Origin of the sequence: Streptomyces guryensis, assembly GCF_021261325.1 — a bacterium.
In the GTDB taxonomy this organism is placed as follows: domain Bacteria; phylum Actinomycetota; class Actinomycetes; order Streptomycetales; family Streptomycetaceae; genus Streptomyces; species Streptomyces guryensis.
Genome location: NZ_JAJSBI010000012.1, coordinates 67,958 through 82,574, shown reverse-complemented (window position 1 = coordinate 82,574; position 14,617 = coordinate 67,958). Strand labels below are relative to the sequence as shown.

General features: G+C 70.6%; 13 protein-coding genes. 3 read left to right on the top strand and 10 right to left on the bottom strand.

Annotated features, from left to right (window positions below; all coding sequences use genetic code 11):
- Positions 1–300: 300 nt before the first annotated feature.
- The 5 genes from LJ657_RS23995 to ureA are packed head-to-tail and all read right to left on the bottom strand — an operon-like array spanning position 301 to position 4,710.
- Complete coding sequence (locus tag LJ657_RS23995) at positions 301–903, bottom strand: TetR/AcrR family transcriptional regulator (protein ID WP_232650813.1); 603 nt, start codon at positions 901–903, stop codon at positions 301–303.
- Positions 900–1,211: a hypothetical protein gene (locus LJ657_RS23990; RefSeq protein ID WP_232650812.1), complete on the bottom strand. Its 312-nt coding sequence runs from the start codon at positions 1,209–1,211 to the stop codon at positions 900–902. Before LJ657_RS23990 ends, LJ657_RS23995 begins: the two co-directional genes overlap by 4 nt.
- Positions 1,212–1,250: 39 nt before the next feature.
- The gene (locus tag LJ657_RS23985) at positions 1,251–2,288 is read right to left on the bottom strand and encodes an agmatine deiminase family protein (protein ID WP_232650811.1); all 1,038 of its coding nucleotides are present in this window, start codon (positions 2,286–2,288) and stop codon (positions 1,251–1,253) included.
- A gap of 29 nt (positions 2,289–2,317) precedes the next feature.
- Complete coding sequence (locus tag LJ657_RS23980) at positions 2,318–4,030, bottom strand: urease subunit alpha (protein WP_232650810.1); 1,713 nt, start codon at positions 4,028–4,030, stop codon at positions 2,318–2,320.
- Entirely contained in the window at positions 4,027–4,710 is a 684-nt protein-coding gene (gene ureA, locus LJ657_RS23975) for an urease subunit gamma (RefSeq protein WP_232650809.1), read from the bottom strand. Before ureA ends, LJ657_RS23980 begins: the two co-directional genes overlap by 4 nt.
- Positions 4,711–4,849: 139 nt before the next feature.
- On the opposite strand from ureA, the gene LJ657_RS23970 reads away from it, so the two are divergent.
- On the top strand, positions 4,850–6,325 hold the full coding sequence (locus tag LJ657_RS23970) for a cytosine permease (RefSeq protein ID WP_232650808.1): 1,476 nt from the start codon (positions 4,850–4,852) through the stop codon (positions 6,323–6,325).
- 38 nt (positions 6,326–6,363) lie between these two features.
- Here the strand turns inward: LJ657_RS23970 and LJ657_RS23965 are convergent, their stop codons facing one another.
- Both LJ657_RS23965 and LJ657_RS23960 read right to left on the bottom strand, forming a co-directional pair.
- Entirely contained in the window at positions 6,364–7,470 is a 1,107-nt protein-coding gene (locus tag LJ657_RS23965) for a branched-chain amino acid aminotransferase (protein WP_232650807.1), read from the bottom strand.
- Positions 7,471–7,756: 286 nt separating this feature from the next.
- Positions 7,757–8,800, bottom strand: coding sequence for a 3-isopropylmalate dehydrogenase (locus LJ657_RS23960; RefSeq protein WP_232650806.1), 1,044 nt, complete (start codon positions 8,798–8,800; stop codon positions 7,757–7,759).
- A gap of 142 nt (positions 8,801–8,942) precedes the next feature.
- Between LJ657_RS23960 and LJ657_RS23955 the strand changes: the two genes are divergently transcribed.
- Positions 8,943–10,505, top strand: coding sequence for a purple acid phosphatase family protein (locus LJ657_RS23955; protein ID WP_232650805.1), 1,563 nt, complete (start codon positions 8,943–8,945; stop codon positions 10,503–10,505).
- Between the two features lie 54 nt (positions 10,506–10,559).
- On the opposite strand, the gene LJ657_RS48210 is transcribed toward LJ657_RS23955, so the two are convergent.
- The gene (locus LJ657_RS48210; protein WP_107056436.1) at positions 10,560–10,691 is read right to left on the bottom strand and encodes a hypothetical protein; all 132 of its coding nucleotides are present in this window, start codon (positions 10,689–10,691) and stop codon (positions 10,560–10,562) included.
- Between the two features lie 408 nt (positions 10,692–11,099).
- Between LJ657_RS48210 and LJ657_RS23950 the strand changes: the two genes are divergently transcribed.
- Positions 11,100–11,306 carry a DUF5988 family protein gene (locus tag LJ657_RS23950; protein WP_232650804.1) on the top strand — a complete coding sequence of 69 codons (207 nt, stop codon included), beginning with the start codon at positions 11,100–11,102 and terminating at the stop codon, positions 11,304–11,306.
- Between the two features lie 475 nt (positions 11,307–11,781).
- Here the strand turns inward: LJ657_RS23950 and pruA are convergent, their stop codons facing one another.
- On the bottom strand, positions 11,782–13,413 hold the full coding sequence (gene pruA / locus LJ657_RS23940) for an L-glutamate gamma-semialdehyde dehydrogenase (RefSeq protein WP_232650803.1): 1,632 nt from the start codon (positions 13,411–13,413) through the stop codon (positions 11,782–11,784).
- A gap of 251 nt (positions 13,414–13,664) precedes the next feature.
- Positions 13,665–14,591: a proline dehydrogenase family protein gene (locus tag LJ657_RS23935; RefSeq protein ID WP_232650802.1), complete on the bottom strand. Its 927-nt coding sequence runs from the start codon at positions 14,589–14,591 to the stop codon at positions 13,665–13,667.
- Between the last annotated feature and the right edge of the window lie 26 nt (positions 14,592–14,617).

Here is a 14,617-nt window from a genome sequence, read left to right as displayed (position 1 = left end):
TTACTCCCGGCTGAAGGTGGGCCAGAAAAGCGAAAAACCCCTCGCGGGTGCGAGAGGTCTGCGCGCGGGTCGAGGACGACGGTGTCCGCCCGTACCTGGTCGTACGTGGCGGTCACTGCGGACCGGCGCGCCTGCTGCCAATAATCATGGCGAACGAGAGCACGGAGGCAGTCTGGCACAACCCGCCCGCGCGATCACCGTCCGTCTCAGGATGCGAGCACTCTGCTGATCACCGCAGGTGTCATACGAAGATGTCGGCGGCCCGGTTGCCGTCGCCGCTGCCCGGGGACGGGCAGGCGCTCAGACGTCCGCGAGAAGCCCCTCGTCCAGGAACTCCCTTACGTGGCCGAGAACTTGCGCCCGGCCCGTCCCCCGCAGCCCGATCGCCACATGGATGGAGAAGCCGTCCAGCAACGCCCGCAGCCGGGTCGCGAAACGGTCCGGGTCGACCCGGCGGAACTCGCCCCGCGACACCCCCTCCGCGATCAGCGCCACCAGATCCCGGTGCCAGACGCCCTCGATGGCGGCCTGCCGGTCGCGGGCGGCCTCGTCCGCGGTCTGCGAGCGGTTCCAGACCTCCAGCCAGAGGGTCCAGTGCGGGTCGCGGTGGCCGTCGGGAACGTACAGGTCGACGTATGCGTCGAGCCGCTCGCGGGCCGTGCCACCGCGCGCCAGCAGCCGTCCGCGCTCGGCGCCCAGCCGGCCCTCGCTCCACTCCAGGGCCTGCAGCAGCAGCTCGTCCTTGGAGTGGAAGTAGTAGAGCAGGTGTCCGCTGCTCATGCCGACCTCACGGCCGAGCGCCGCCATGGTGAGCTTCTCCAGGCCGCGCTCGGCGATCATGTCCATGGCGGCGGCAAGGACCTGCTCGCGGGGCGGGGCCGGGGTGCGGCGGGGGGTGCTCATACGGCGGCCACGCTTACGGCTTCGGGCAGGCAGTGGGTCCCGTACGGGCCGTGGCGCTCGGCGAACCGGGTCGCCACCTCGGCCCCGCACCCCGGGCAGACCTCGTTGTCACGCGGCCCCGCGGACATCAGACGGCCCGGTCCGGTTCGTGCCCCGTCCGGACCCGGAGTGGGCGGGGTCGACGGGATGTGCCGTGAGCCGTCGGGGTTCTCCGACCCGTCGGACTCCGGGCGTTCGGGCAGCTCGGGCGGCAGACGCAGCGGCTCGCTGAGGCGGCGGCCGCAGGCCGCGCAGACCAGGACGTTCACCCGTATGTTCTACCTGACCGAGCCGCCCGGCGCGGGCCGTCACCGGACCTTCGGCTGCTGCTGGGTGATGCAGTGGATGCCGCCCCCGCCCGCGAAGATCGTCCTCGCGTCGACGAGCGTCACGGTCCGCTGCGGGAAGAGCCGGCGGAAGATCCCGGCGGCGATCTCGTCGCGCGGGTCGTCGAAGCCGCACAGCACGACACCGCCGTTGCAGAGGTAGTGGTTGATGTAGGAGTAGTCGGCCCAGTGGCCGTCGGCCTCCAGCACGGTGGGCGCCGGGACCTCGACGACCTCCAGGCTGCGGCCCCGCGCGTCCGTCTGCGCCTTCAGCAGCCCGATGACCTCCTTCGTCACCTCGTGGTCCGGGTGCGCCGGGTCCGGCTGGGAGTGCGCGACCACGGCACCGGGGCGCGCGAACGCGGCGACGATGTCGACATGGCCGAGGGTCCCGAAGCCGTGCGGAGGGTAGTCGCCGGTGAGACCGCGGGGCAGCCAGATGGCCTTGCGGGTGCCGAGCCGGGCGTGGATCTCCGCCTCGACCTGGTCCTTCGTCCAGCCCGGGTTGCGCTCGGGGCCGAGCTGCACGGTCTCCGTGAGCAGGACCGTCCCCTCGCCGTCGACATGGATCGCCCCGCCCTCGTTGACCAGCTTCGAGGCGTACGTCTTCGCGCCCGCGAGATCCGAGACGTACGCGGCGATCTTCGCGTCGTGCTCCCAGCGGGCCCAGCCCTGCGCGCCCCAGCCGTTGAACGTCCAGTCGACGGCGGCGAGTTCACTCCCGTTGGTGAGGAAGGTGGGGCCGATGTCCCGCATCCACGCGTCGTCCAGTTCACGCTCGACCGTGTCGACGTCCGGGCCCAGCAGCGCCCGCGCCTGCGCCGACTGCCCCGGTCCGCACACCACCGTCACCGGCTCGAAGCGGCGGATCGCACGGGCGACCGAGGCCCAGGCGGCACGGGAGGCGGCGAGGTCGTCCGGGTCCTCGAAGGTCGGGTTCGGCCCTGGCCAGGCCATCCAGGTGCGCTCGTGCGGGGTCCATTCGGCGGGCATGCGGAAGCCGTCGGCGGCAGCAGACATGGAGATCCTTGTCCGAGGAATCAGAGGAATCAGAGAAAGTAGAGGCGGTTGAGGGAGACGGAGTCGGCCGGCTGTGAGCGGACCGGCTCCCCGTCGAGGGTGACCAGACCCGTGCGCTGGTCGACATCCACGGCTCCGGTACGGGAGTTGAGCCGCAGGTCGGCCGGTCCGATGCCGCGGGTGCCGCGCACCGCGACCCTTCTGCGCCGGGTCGGCATGGTGTCGTTGCCCTGGTCGAGGGCGGCCTGGGCGACGAAGGCCACCGAGATCTCGGCGGGCGTCGCGCCGTGCGCCCCGAACTGCGGCCCGAGGACCAGCGGTTCGCAGGTGTCCGTCGCCGCGTTGGGGTCGCCGACCACGCCGTACGCCGGGAAGCCGGACTTGAGGACGAGCTGCGGCTTCGCTCCGAAGTACTCCGGCCGCCACAGCACGATGTCCGCGAGCTTGCCGACCTCGATGGACCCCACCTCGTGCGAGAGCCCGTGCGCGATGGCCGGGTTGATGGTCAGCTTGGCCATGTAGCGCAGGACGCGCTCGTTGTCGTGCTCGTCCGGGGCGCCGAACTCGGCCTTCATCTTCCCGGCCATGGCGAAGGTACGGCGGACGGTCTCGCCGGCCCGCCCCATGCCCTGCGCGTCGGACGAGGTGATGCCGATGGCGCCCAGGTCGTGCAGCACGTCCTCGGCGCCCATGGTCCCGGCGCGGATGCGGTCGCGGGCCATGGCGGCGTCGCCGGGCAGGTCGGTCTTCAGGTCGTGGACGGAGACGATCATGCCGTAGTGCTCGGCGACGGCGTCCCGTCCGAAGGGCAGGGTGGGGTTGGTGGAGGAGCCGATCACGTTCGGCACGCCCGCCATCTTCAGGACGTTCGGCACATGCCCGCCCCCGCACCCCTCGATGTGGAAGGCGTGGATGGTCCGGCCTTCCAGCACCCGCAGGGTGTCCTCGACCGACAGGCACTCGTTCAACCCATCGCTGTGCAGGGCGACTTGGACGTCGTGCTCCTCGGCGACACGCAACGCCGTGTCCAGGGCACGCGTGTGGGCGCCCATGTCCTCGTGCACCTTGAAGCCGCTCGCGCCGCCCTCGGCCAACGCCTCCACCAGGGGCGCGGAGTGCGAGGACGAACCGCGCCCCAGGAAGCCGATGTTGACCGGCCAGGCGTCGAAGGCGCCGAACGCGTGCCGCAGCGCCCACGGCGAGTTGACGCCGACGCCCCACACCGGCCCGAACTCCTGCCCGATGATCGTGGTCACGCCGGACGCCAGCGAGGCCTCCATGATCCGCGGCGACAGCAGATGAACGTGGGTGTCGACGGCGCCGGCGGTGGCGATCAGCCCCTCGCCGGACACGATCGAGGTACCGGTCCCGACGACGACGTCGACCCCGTCGAGCGTGTCCGGGTTCCCGGCCCGCCCGATCGAGCAGATCCGCCCCTCCCGGATGCCGATCGACACCTTCCGGATCCCCTGCACGGCATCGATCACCACCACATTGCTGATGACGACGTCACAGGTCTCCCGGACGGCTGCCGCCTTGAGGTGCAGCCCGTCGCGGGCGGTCTTGCCGAAGCCGGCCAGGAACTCGTCGCCGTACCGCTGGGAGTCGGACTCGACGCGGACGGTCAGCCCGCAGTCGCCGAGCCGGATGCGGTCGCCGGCGCGGGGCCCGTGGGTCGCGGCGTACGCACGAGGATCGATGCCCGCGTCGGGTTCGATGCTTGCGTAGGAATCGTTGCTCATCGGTCTGCTCCCAGATATCCGCAGGCGGTGGCCCTGCGCAGGGCCTCTTCCTTCGCCCCCGGCGCGTCCAGCGCCCCGTCGACGAGCCCCGCGAACCCGATCGCGACCCGCTCGCCCCCGATCGGCACCAACCCGACCTCGACGCTCTCCCCCGGCCCGAACCGCACCGACGACCCGGCCGGAACGGCGAGCCGCATCCCATAGGCCTGCTGCCGCACGAAGTCCAGGCGCGGGTTGGCCTCGAAGAAGTGGAAGTGGGAGGTGACGGAGACGGGCACGGTGGCGGTGTTGGTCACCGCAAGCCGCACGGCCGCCGCGGGCTCGGCATGCTCCGGCCCGGGCAGCAGCGCGCCCGGCGCGCGGTCCCCCAGTCCGCCCCCGCCGATCGGATCGCTGACCACCGCGAGCCGCGAACCGTCGTCGAAGACGGCCTCGACATGCACCTCGGTGACGACGTCCGCGACGCCGGGCAGCACATCGGCCGGACCGAGGACGGACCGGGCGCGGTCGATGGCCTCGGCGAGCCGGGCACCGTCGCGGGCGGCCTCGCAGACGGTGTCCGCTATGAGCGCGGTGGCCTCCGGCACATTGAGCCGGAGCCCGCGGGCCCGGCGGGCACGGGCCAGCTCGGCGGCTCCGAAGAGCAGCAGCCGGTCGCGTTCGGTGGGAGTCAGCCGCATGTCATTCCCTTCACTTTAGAGTGCCACTCTAAGCATGGGATTGATCAATAGGAAGCCTGGACGCCTCTTGACGTTCCTCACAGCGTGACTCACATTGAGTGGCGTTCTAAACGCTGCGCGAACGTGAGGGAGATCAGCCATGCCGATGGAACAGCGAGGAGTCGACACCATCCCCGACGAGGAACGCACCAGCGGGCCACACGACCTGGTGTCGATCCTGCTCGGCTCCAACCTCTGCCTGGGCGTGATCGTCTTCGGCTGGCTGCCGCCGTCGTTCGGGCTGGACTGGTGGTCGTCGGTGAGCTCGATCGTGGTCGGCACCGTGGTGGGGACGCTGCTCACGGCCCCCCTCGCCCTGATCTCCCTGCGCACGGCGACCAACCTGTCCACCTCCTCCGGCGCCCAGTTCGGCGTGCGGGGAAGGCTGGTCGGTTCGGTCGTCGGCCTCCTTCTGGCGCTCGGCTACACCGCGCTGACCGTGTGGACCGGCGGCGACGTGATGGTGAGCGTGCTGGGCCGCCTGTTCGGCCTGCCGGCGAGCGGGATGTCGTACGGGGTCGTGTACGGACTGCTCGCGGCGGCGACGGTCGCGGGCGCGGTGTACGGCTACCGGGTGCTCCTCGCGATGTCCCGGATCCTGGCGATCGGGATGACGGCGCTGCTGGCGCTCGGCGTGATCGCGTACGCGCCGCACTTCACGACCACCGCGCTGCCCGAAGCCGGCGGCTATCTGCTGGGCGGCTTCTGGCCGACGTGGTTCCTGGCGACGGTGGCCGCCGGGCTGTCCGGCCCGATCGCCTTCATCACCCTCCTCGGCGACTACACGCGCTACATCTCCCCGGCCCGCCACACCTCCCGCCGGGTCCTGCACGCGACCTGGCTCGGCCTGGTCCTCGGCCTGCTGGTCCCCCAGCTCTTCGGCACCTTCACGGCGTACGCGGCCCGGGCGGCGCTCGACTACGCCGGCCCGCTGGTGTCCGCGTCCCCCACCTGGTACCTCGTCCCGCTCCTGCTGGCGGCCTCCGCGGGCTCGGTCGGCAACGCGGGTCTGATGCTCTACTCCATGGGCCTCGACCTGGACGCCATCCTGCCGCGCGTTTCCCGTGCACGGGCCACCTGCACGGTCGCCGTGGTCGCGACGGCGTGCGTCTTCGCCGGCCACTACGCCTGGGACGCCCAGTCCGCGATGACGTCCTTCGTCCTCCTGCTGACCGCCATCGGCACCCCGTGGGCGGTCATCACCCTCATCGGCTTCGTGCGCTGCCGCGGGGTGTACGACGCGGACGCCCTACAGGTGTTCAACCGCCGCTCGCGGGGCGGGATCTACTGGTACCGGGCCGGCTGGAACCCGGCGGCGACGGTGTCCTGGGCGGTGGGCGCCGGGTTCGGCCTGCTGGGGGTGTCACTGCCGTCGTACCAGGGCCCACTGCTGCCGCTGACGGGCGGCGTGGACTGCAGCTTCGTGCTCTCGGGGCTGGTGGGCGGCGTGCTGTACGGGCTGCTGCGGCTGAGGGTGCCGTCCGAGCCCGGGTCAGCCACTCCAGCCGGTCCGGCGCTTGAGGACGAGGCCGTCCAGGCCGAAGCAGGGGGCCTGGGGGGCGCGGCCCCCCAGTAGGGCCGGCGCACCCCCCGCACAGAACCCCCGCTCAGCCCTCAGCCGAGAACATGCATCCAGCCGTGCTTGTCCTCCGCCGTGCCCCGCTGGATGTTCAGCAGCGCCTCACGGAGCCGGAGCGTGACCTCGCCCGGCTCGCCGCCCGACTGCTGCCACTCCGCGCTCGCGCGCTTCACCGTGCCGACCGGCGTGATCACGGCGGCGGTACCGCACGCGAAGACCTCCGTCAGCGTGCCGTTCTCCGCGTCGCGCTGCCACTGGTCGATGGAGACGCGGCCCTCCTCGGACTCGTAGCCGAGGTCGCGGGCGACGGTCAGGAGCGAGTCACGGGTCACGCCCTCCAGGATGGAGCCCGTCAGCGACGGCGTGACGATCACCGGCTTTTCGTTGGACGCGGCGCCGTACACGAAGTACAGGTTCATGCCGCCGAGTTCCTCGACCCACTTGTGCTCGACCGCGTCGAGGTAGCAGACCTGGTCGCAGCCCTTGGCGGCCGCCTCGGCCTGGGCGAGCAGGGAGGCCGCGTAGTTGCCGCCCGTCTTCGCGTCGCCCATGCCGCCGGGGACGGCGCGGACGCGGTCCTCGGAGAGCCAGATGGAGACCGGCTTGACGCCGCCGGGGAAGTAGGCGCCGGCCGGTGAGGCGATGACCAGGAACAGGTACTCGTTGGCGGGCTTCACGCCCAGGCCGACCTCGGTCGCGATCATGAACGGGCGGAGGTAGAGCGACTCCTCGCCGCCGTGCGCGGGCACCCACGCCTTGTCCTGCTGGACGAGGACGTCACAGGCCTCGATGAACGTCTCGACCGGAAGCTCGGGCATACCGAGGCGGTGTGCGGAACGCTGGAAGCGGCGCGCGTTCATCTCCGGGCGGAAGGTGGCCACGGAGCCGTCGGGCCGGCGGTAGGCCTTGAGGCCCTCGAAGATCTCCTGCGCGTAGTGCAGGGTCATGTTCGCCGGGTCGAGCGAGAGCGGGCCGTACGGGACGAGCTGGCCGTCGTGCCAGCCGCGGCCCTCGGTCCACTTGATCGTCACCATGTGGTCGGTGAAGTGGCGGCCGAACCCGGGGTTCTCCAGGATCGCCTCGCGCTCCGCAGCGGAGAGTGGCGAGGCCGAGGGCTTGAGCTCGATCGTGGGCGTCGTCATGAGTGGTTGTCCTTCACCGGTTGTGTGTGACGGGCCGCGCTCACGCCTGTACTGCCAGTGGCCAGTGCTAGGACGTCCGAGCATTCCCTCAATCCGCGGCTCCGCGTTCGATTATCGCAAGGCGGGGACCGTGGAAGAAACGGCGTGGAATGCGGCCCAGGGGATGATGGTGGCACCCGGCGGGGGACATGCGAAAGCCGCCGGGTGCTGATGCGACCCGGCGGCTTCTGGGGGTCCCCCCGCTCGAGCGAAGTCGAGAGTGGGGGAGGTTCGAGGAGCGGCGGGGTCAGCCGGCTACTCGTACGGCCAGCGCGTCGCCGATCTCCGACGTGCTGCGGGCGGGCTTGCCGGTGCGCTCGGCGAGGTCGGCGGAGACCGCCTCGTCGATCCGGGCGGCCTCGGCCTCGTAGCCGAGGTGACGCAGGAGCAGCGCGACGGACAGGACCGTGGCGGAGGGGTCGGCCTTGCCCTGGCCTGCGATGTCGGGCGCCGAGCCGTGCACGGGCTCGAACATCGAGGGGAACTCGCCGGACGGGTTGATGTTCCCGCTCGCGGCGACGCCGATGCCGCCGGAGACGGCCGCGGCGAGGTCGGTGATGATGTCGCCGAAGAGGTTGTCGGTGACGATCACGTCGAACCGCTCGGGCTGCGTGACCAGGTAGATGGTCGCCGCGTCCACGTGCATGTACTCGGTGGTGACCTCGGGGAACTCCGCGGCCACCTTGTTGAAGATGTTGGTCCACAGGTGACCCGCGAAGGTCAGCACGTTGTTCTTGTGGATCAGCGCGAGCTTCTTGCGCGGACGGGCCTGCGCACGGGCGAAGGCGTCACGGACGACGCGCTCCACACCGAAGGCCGTGTTCACGGAGACCTCGGTGGCGACCTCGTGCTCGGTGCCCTTGCGGATGGTGCCGCCGTTGCCGGTGTACGGGCCCTCGGTGCCCTCACGGACCACGACGAAGTCGATGCTCGGCTCACCGGCCAGCGGGGTGGCCACGCCGGGGAGCAGCTTGCTCGGCCGCAGGTTGACGTGGTGGTCGAAGGCGAAGCGGAGCTTGAGCAGGAAGCCGCGCTCCAGGACGCCGGAGGGGACGCTCGGGTCGCCGATGGCGCCCAGCAGGATCGCGTCGTGCTTCTTCAGCGCATCGAGGTCGGCGTCGGTGAGGGTCTCACCGGTGTCGTGGTAGCGCCTGGCGCCGAAGTCGTACTCCTTGGTCTCCAGCTTCACATCCTGCGGAAGGACGGCGGAGAGGACCTTCAGACCTTCGGCCACGACCTCCTGGCCGATGCCGTCACCGGGAATCACTGCGAGATTGATGCTGCGAGACATGTCGGCACCCTACTCCCCGTCCCATGGGATGACATGCCACGTCCGCCATACGGACATGCCGGCACCGGAGCGCGCCAACTGGTCGTCGCCCGTTCACCCGTATGTATGGCGGATGTTGGCGATCGCTGGGAAGTTCCCCCTTATGGGCATACCCGACTTCGGCATCCCGCCGCGGCTCGCAAGCCGGATGAGCATGGCCGAGCAGCACGAGTACCTGCGTACGAAGCTGGTCCGGCGCCGCACCCTGGTGACGGCGGGCGCGGTGGCGGCGGGCGGGCTGCTGACCGGCTGCGGCGGAGGATCGGGAGCGCGGGGCGCGAGGAGTCCGGCGCCCGCGACCCCGACCGTGCACGGCTCGGTCGTCTCCCCCTTCGGCCGGCATCTCGCGTTCGGCGCCGACCCCAAGTCGCAGATGCGGGTCTCCTGGCAGGTCCCGCTGGCCGTGCGGAAGCCGTACGTCCGCATCGGCCTCGAGCCCGACGGGCTGAGCCGGAAGATCGAGGGCGAGGTCCGCGAGCTGCACACCCCTGGCCTGACGGGCGTGCGTCCGGCGCTGGAGCAGTACCACCTCCACGCGGCCCTGGACGGCCTGCGCCCCGGCACGACGTACTACTACGGCGTGGGCCACGAGGGCTTCGATCCGGCCTCCCCGACGCACCGCTCGACGATCGGTTCCTTCCGCACCGCGCCGGCCTCCCCGGGGAGGTTCGTGTTCACGGCCTTCGGCGACCAGGGCGTCAGCCAGGCCGCCGCCGCCAACGACCACGTCATCCTGCGCCAGAACCCCGCCTTCCATCTGCACGCGGGCGACATCTGCTACGCCGACACCAACGGCCGGGGCGAGAAGTCGGACGGCTACGACCCGGCGTTCTGGGACCTGTTCCTCAAGCAGAACGAGCCGGTGGCGAGGTCGGTGCCGTGGATGGTGACGACCGGCAACCACGACATGGAGGCCTGGTACTCGCCGGAGGGCTACGGCGGCCAGCTGGCCCGCTGGTCCCTGCCGGACAGCGGCTTCGACGCGCGCACGGCGCCCGGGGTGTACGCGTTCACCTACGGCAACGTCGGCTTCGTGGCGCTGGACGCGAACGACGTCTCGTACGAGATCCCCGCCAACTTCGGCTACACCGGCGGCAGGCAGACGAAGTGGCTGGACCAGAAGCTGGCCGAACTGCGGGCGGCGAACGGCGTCGACTTCATCGTGGTCTTCTTCCACCACTGCGCCTACTCGACCTCCACGCACGCCTCAGACGGCGGAGTACGGGCGCAGTGGCTGCCACTGTTCGCCAGGCACCAGGTGGACCTGGTGATCAACGGCCACAACCACGTGTACGAACGGACGGACGCCATCAGGAACGGCGAGGTCGGCAGGCCGGTCCCCATCGGCGCGTCGACCGACCCGGCACGGGACGGGACCGTGTACGTCACCGCGGGCGGCGGCGGCCGTGATCTGTACGGCTTCCCGGCGGGCGTGAAGGAGAGCTACGAAGGGCACGTCACGCACCACGACTCCGTCGACACCTTCCGGTGGACGAGGTCGAAGGCCTCCGCGGCGGAGACCGTGGAGTGGTCGCGGGTGCGCTACCGGGGCTTCTCCCTCCTCTCGGTGGAGGCGGAGAGCGGTGCGAGGCCCACCCTGAAGGTGTCGGCACTCACCGACAGCGGCGAGCGCATCGATCACTTCGAGGTGCGGCGCGGGGCGTGAGCCCGCGCCGCACCTCATGCGGGTGCGGCTCCCGGCTTGGTTGTGATGCCCGGCTCAGTGGCCGGTCGAACCGCCGTTGTCCCTGCGGTCGAGGGCGCGCTGGAGGGCGGCTGCGGCGTTCTTGCGGTCGGACTCGCTCGTACGGGAGATGTGACGGACTCGGCGGCGTGCGGTCGTCTCGGCCATGGGAAATCGACTCCTTCGAAATCCGGGAGTGCGGAACGGGGTTACGAGACGCCGGATGGGGCGGGGAGCGGTGCCGCAGGGGTTGCCTGCACGGGGCGCGCTCACGACCGCCATTCGCTTGGTCGAGCGAGACGTTCGGCTCCTACAAAAGTAAGTGAGCGGGCCCGGTCTGTCTCCACAATTACTCGGACTTCCTACTATCTGAGACGGTGGATTGGGTCACACCGCTCTGAGCTGGGATTTCGCTTCCGGTCGGCGAAGATCAGCCCCTCCGGCGTTCGAGGACCGGGGGGCCGGCGGGCGGGCCCCGGGACCGGACGGGCAGGGGCGGCGGGGGCAGATCACCCACACGGCTGATCCTCGGCACCGCAGGCGACAACAGCCACCGGTGAAGGGAACGGTGAGGTCATGAACGACAAGGCCAAGGCACTTCTCGAGGGCGGCCCGCAGGATCTGCCCGACCGGATCGTCCCGATCGCGACGCCCGGAGCGGATCTGAAGATCGAGCTCCGGGGCGGCTACGAGCACTTCAGGCAGACCACGCGCCGCGCGGACACCCCGGAGGGGACACTCCCGGTGTACGAGTGGTGGGAGCGCACAGAACTGCCCAGCTAGCCCCGGGCCGCAGCGCCCGCTCCAGGGAGTCGACGTGCAGGCGTCGTGGAGCCCGGGCGTGCACCAGTTCCGTCTGCGCTCGTCGTTGAGGGCCTCGCCCTCCCTCAGGTGCGGCCGATCCGTCAACTCCCGCCAGCGCGCCAGCCGTTCGGGCCGCTCGCCGAGCCGCACGAGGAAGTCCCGCCGGAACGTTCCGAACCAGTCGGGAGTCCGGCCCGATGCCCGTACCGCTCACGTACACCAGCGCACTCACCCGCTCGGGATGCGCGAGCGCATGGCTCAACGCGAGCTGCGCACCCCACAGGTGACCGAGCAGCGCATCCGCTCCAGCCCGAAGTGCCGCCGCACGGCGTCGGCACCAGGGGGTCGCCGCTGCCCGACCGTGCGGCCCGCAGGCGTACGCCGCCGTCGGCCACCACGGTCGGGCTCTCGTCCTGCGTCACCGTCATGAGGGGCAGTCCGCCCCGGCGACGGGTCAGCCCATGTGCGGGTACGTGTAGTCGGTCGGCGGTACCAGCGTCTCCTTGATCGCGCGGGTCAGGGTCCAGCGCATCAGGTTCTGCGGGGCACCGGCCTTGTCGTTGGTGCCGGAGGCGCGGCCGCCGCCGAAGGGCTGCTGGCCGACGACGGCGCCGGTCGACTTGTCGTTGATGTAGAAGTTGCCGGCCGCGTAGCGGAGCTTGTCCATCGTGTACGCGGCCGCCGCACGGTCGCCCGAGATGACCGAGCCGGTCAGCGCGTAGTCGGACACCGACTCCATCTGGGTCAGCATCTCCTCGTACTTGTCGTCCTCGTAGACGTGCACGGCGAGGAACGGGCCGAAGTACTCGGTCCGGAAGACCTCGTTCTCCGGGTCGGTGCACTCGACGACGGTCGGGCGGACGAAGTAGCCGACCGAGTCGTCGTAGCTGCCGCCCGCGACGATCGTGCACGCCGGGTCCTGCTTCGCCCGGTCGATCGCGGCCTTGTTCTTGGCGAAGGAGCGCTCGTCGATGACGGCGCCGATGAAGTTGGCGAGGTCGGTGACGTCACCCATGGTCAGGTAGTCGACCTCGGCGGCGAACTCCTCCTTGAAGCCGGAGTTCCAGATGGACGCCGGGATGTAGGCGCGGGAGGTCGCGCTGCACTTCTGACCCTGGTACTCGAAGGCACCGCGGGTCAGGGCGGTCTTCAGGACGGCGCGGTCGGCGCTGGGGTGGGCGACGAGGAAGTCCTTGCCGCCGGTCTCGCCGACCAGACGCGGGTAGGTGCGGTACTTCTCGATGTTGTTGCCGACCGTCTTCCACAGGTACTGGAAGGTCTTGGTGGAGCCGGTGAAGTGGATGCCCGCGAGGTCCCGGTGCTCCAGCGCCACCTCGGAGACCTCGATGCCGTCACCGGTGACGAGGTTGATGACGCCCTTGGGCAGGCCCGCCTCCTCCAGCAGCCGCATCAGCAGGACGGCCGCGTGGGTCTGCGTCGGGGACGGCTTCCACACGACCACGTTCCCCATCAGCGCGGGAGCGGTGGGCAGATTGCCCGCGATCGCGCTGAAGTTGAACGGCGTGATCGCGTAGACGAAGCCCTCCAGCGGGCGGTGGTCGAGGCGGTTCCAGACACCCGTGGAGTTGGCCGGGGGCTGCTCGGCCAGGATCTGGCGGGCGTAGGCGACGTTGAAGCGCCAGAAGTCGATGAGTTCGCAGGGGCAGTCGATCTCGGCCTGCTGGGCGGTCTTCGACTGGCCGAGCATGGTGGACGCCGCAAGGGTCTCGCGCCACGGGCCGGACAGCAGCTCGGCCGCGCGCAGGATGATCGCGGCGCGGTCGTCGAAGGACATCGCACGCCAGGCGGGCGCGGCGGCGAGGGCCGCGTCGATGGCGTCCTGCGCGTCCTGCCGGGTGGCGTTGGCGTAGGTGCCGAGGCGCGCCTTGTGGTTGTGCGGCTGCACGACGTCGAACCGCTCGCCGCCGCCCATCCGCTTCTCGCCGCCGATCGTCATGGGCAGGTCGACCGGGTTCTCGGCCAGCTCCTTCAGCTTGGCCTCCAGCCGGGCGCGCTCGGGCGAGCCGGGGGCGTAGCCGTGCACCGGCTCGTTGACGGGGGTGGGGACCTGGGTCACAGCGTCCATGGGGTACCTCTTCCGAGTGATTCCCGGGCTTCAGCATCGAGGAGCTGAAGCGGTTGCGTATGGTGAGCAGCGGTCAGGGCTTGACCGTCACGGACTCGCTGCGGTGAGCCCGTGAGAAGCCCCCTCGGGGGCGGAGTCACGAGATCCGTAACTCCTTTCCACGGATCTGGGTCCGGCTCAGCCGGCCGCGGGCGGCGGCTGTTGGCCTCCGAGATTCCTCGGCGACCGACAACCGCGGCTCATCCAGCACATCACCCCTTGCTGATCATCGAGCGGGCGAAGAAGCGCAGGTTCGCCGGCTTCTCCGCCAGGCGCCGCATGAAGTAGCCGTACCAGTCGGTGCCGTAGGCCGTGTAGACGCGCATGCGGTGGCCCTCGGCGGCCAGTCGCAGGTGCTCGTCGCTGCGGATGCCGTACAGCATCTGGAACTCGTACTCGTCGAGTTTGCGCCCGGCCCTGCGGGCGAGTTCCTGCGCGATGGAGATGAGGCGCGGGTCGTGGGACCCGATCATCGGATACCCCTCGCCCTCCATCAGAGTCCTCAGGACCCGGACGTACGCCTTGTCGATCTCCTGCTTCTGCTGGTACGCGACCTCGGCGGGCTCCTTGTACGCGCCCTTCACCAGCCGCACCCGGCTGCCGGCCGCGGCCAGGCGGCGGGCGTCGGCCTCGGTGCGGAACAGATAGGCCTGGATGACGCAGCCGGTCTGCGGGAAGTCCTTCCGCAGCTCCTCGTGGACGGCGAACATCGAGTCGAGGGTGGTGTGGTCCTCGGCGTCGAGCGTCACCGTCGTACCGATGGCGGCGGCCGCCTCGACGACGGGCCGGACGTTGGCGAGGGCCAGCTCGTGGCCGCCGGGGAGCGCCTGGCCGAACATCGACAGCTTGACGGACATCTCGACCCGCTCGCCCAGGCCGAGGTCGCTCAGCCGGTCGATCAGCGCCAGGTAGGCGTCCCGGGCCGCGGCGGCCTGCTCCGGGGTGGTGATGTCCTCGCCGACGACGTCCATCGTCAGCTCCAGACCACGGCCGGTGAGGCCCTTGATGATCGGCACGATGTCGTCGACGGTCTCACCGGGGATGAAGCGGTCGACGACCTGCCTGGTCACCGGGGCCGCCGAGATCAGGCGTCGCATCCGGTCGCTGCGCGACGCGGCAAGAATCACGGGACCCAGCACGGGGCACCTCCACAAACCAGCAGATA

Coding starts and splice junctions, on each gene's coding strand:
- LJ657_RS23995 (WP_232650813.1), bottom strand. CDS start 903: ATGAGCACCCCCCGCCGCACCCCGGCCCCGCCCCGCGAGCAGGTCCTT.
- LJ657_RS23985 (WP_232650811.1), bottom strand. CDS start 2,288: ATGTCTGCTGCCGCCGACGGCTTCCGCATGCCCGCCGAATGGACCCCG.
- LJ657_RS23980 (WP_232650810.1), bottom strand. CDS start 4,030: ATGAGCAACGATTCCTACGCAAGCATCGAACCCGACGCGGGCATCGAT.
- ureA (WP_232650809.1), bottom strand. CDS start 4,710: ATGCGGCTGACTCCCACCGAACGCGACCGGCTGCTGCTCTTCGGAGCC.
- LJ657_RS23970 (WP_232650808.1), top strand. CDS start 4,850: ATGCCGATGGAACAGCGAGGAGTCGACACCATCCCCGACGAGGAACGC.
- LJ657_RS23965 (WP_232650807.1), bottom strand. CDS start 7,470: ATGACGACGCCCACGATCGAGCTCAAGCCCTCGGCCTCGCCACTCTCC.
- LJ657_RS23960 (WP_232650806.1), bottom strand. CDS start 8,800: ATGTCTCGCAGCATCAATCTCGCAGTGATTCCCGGTGACGGCATCGGC.
- LJ657_RS23955 (WP_232650805.1), top strand. CDS start 8,943: ATGGGCATACCCGACTTCGGCATCCCGCCGCGGCTCGCAAGCCGGATG.
- LJ657_RS48210 (WP_107056436.1), bottom strand. CDS start 10,691: ATGGCCGAGACGACCGCACGCCGCCGAGTCCGTCACATCTCCCGTACG.
- LJ657_RS23950 (WP_232650804.1), top strand. CDS start 11,100: ATGAACGACAAGGCCAAGGCACTTCTCGAGGGCGGCCCGCAGGATCTG.
- pruA (WP_232650803.1), bottom strand. CDS start 13,413: ATGGACGCTGTGACCCAGGTCCCCACCCCCGTCAACGAGCCGGTGCAC.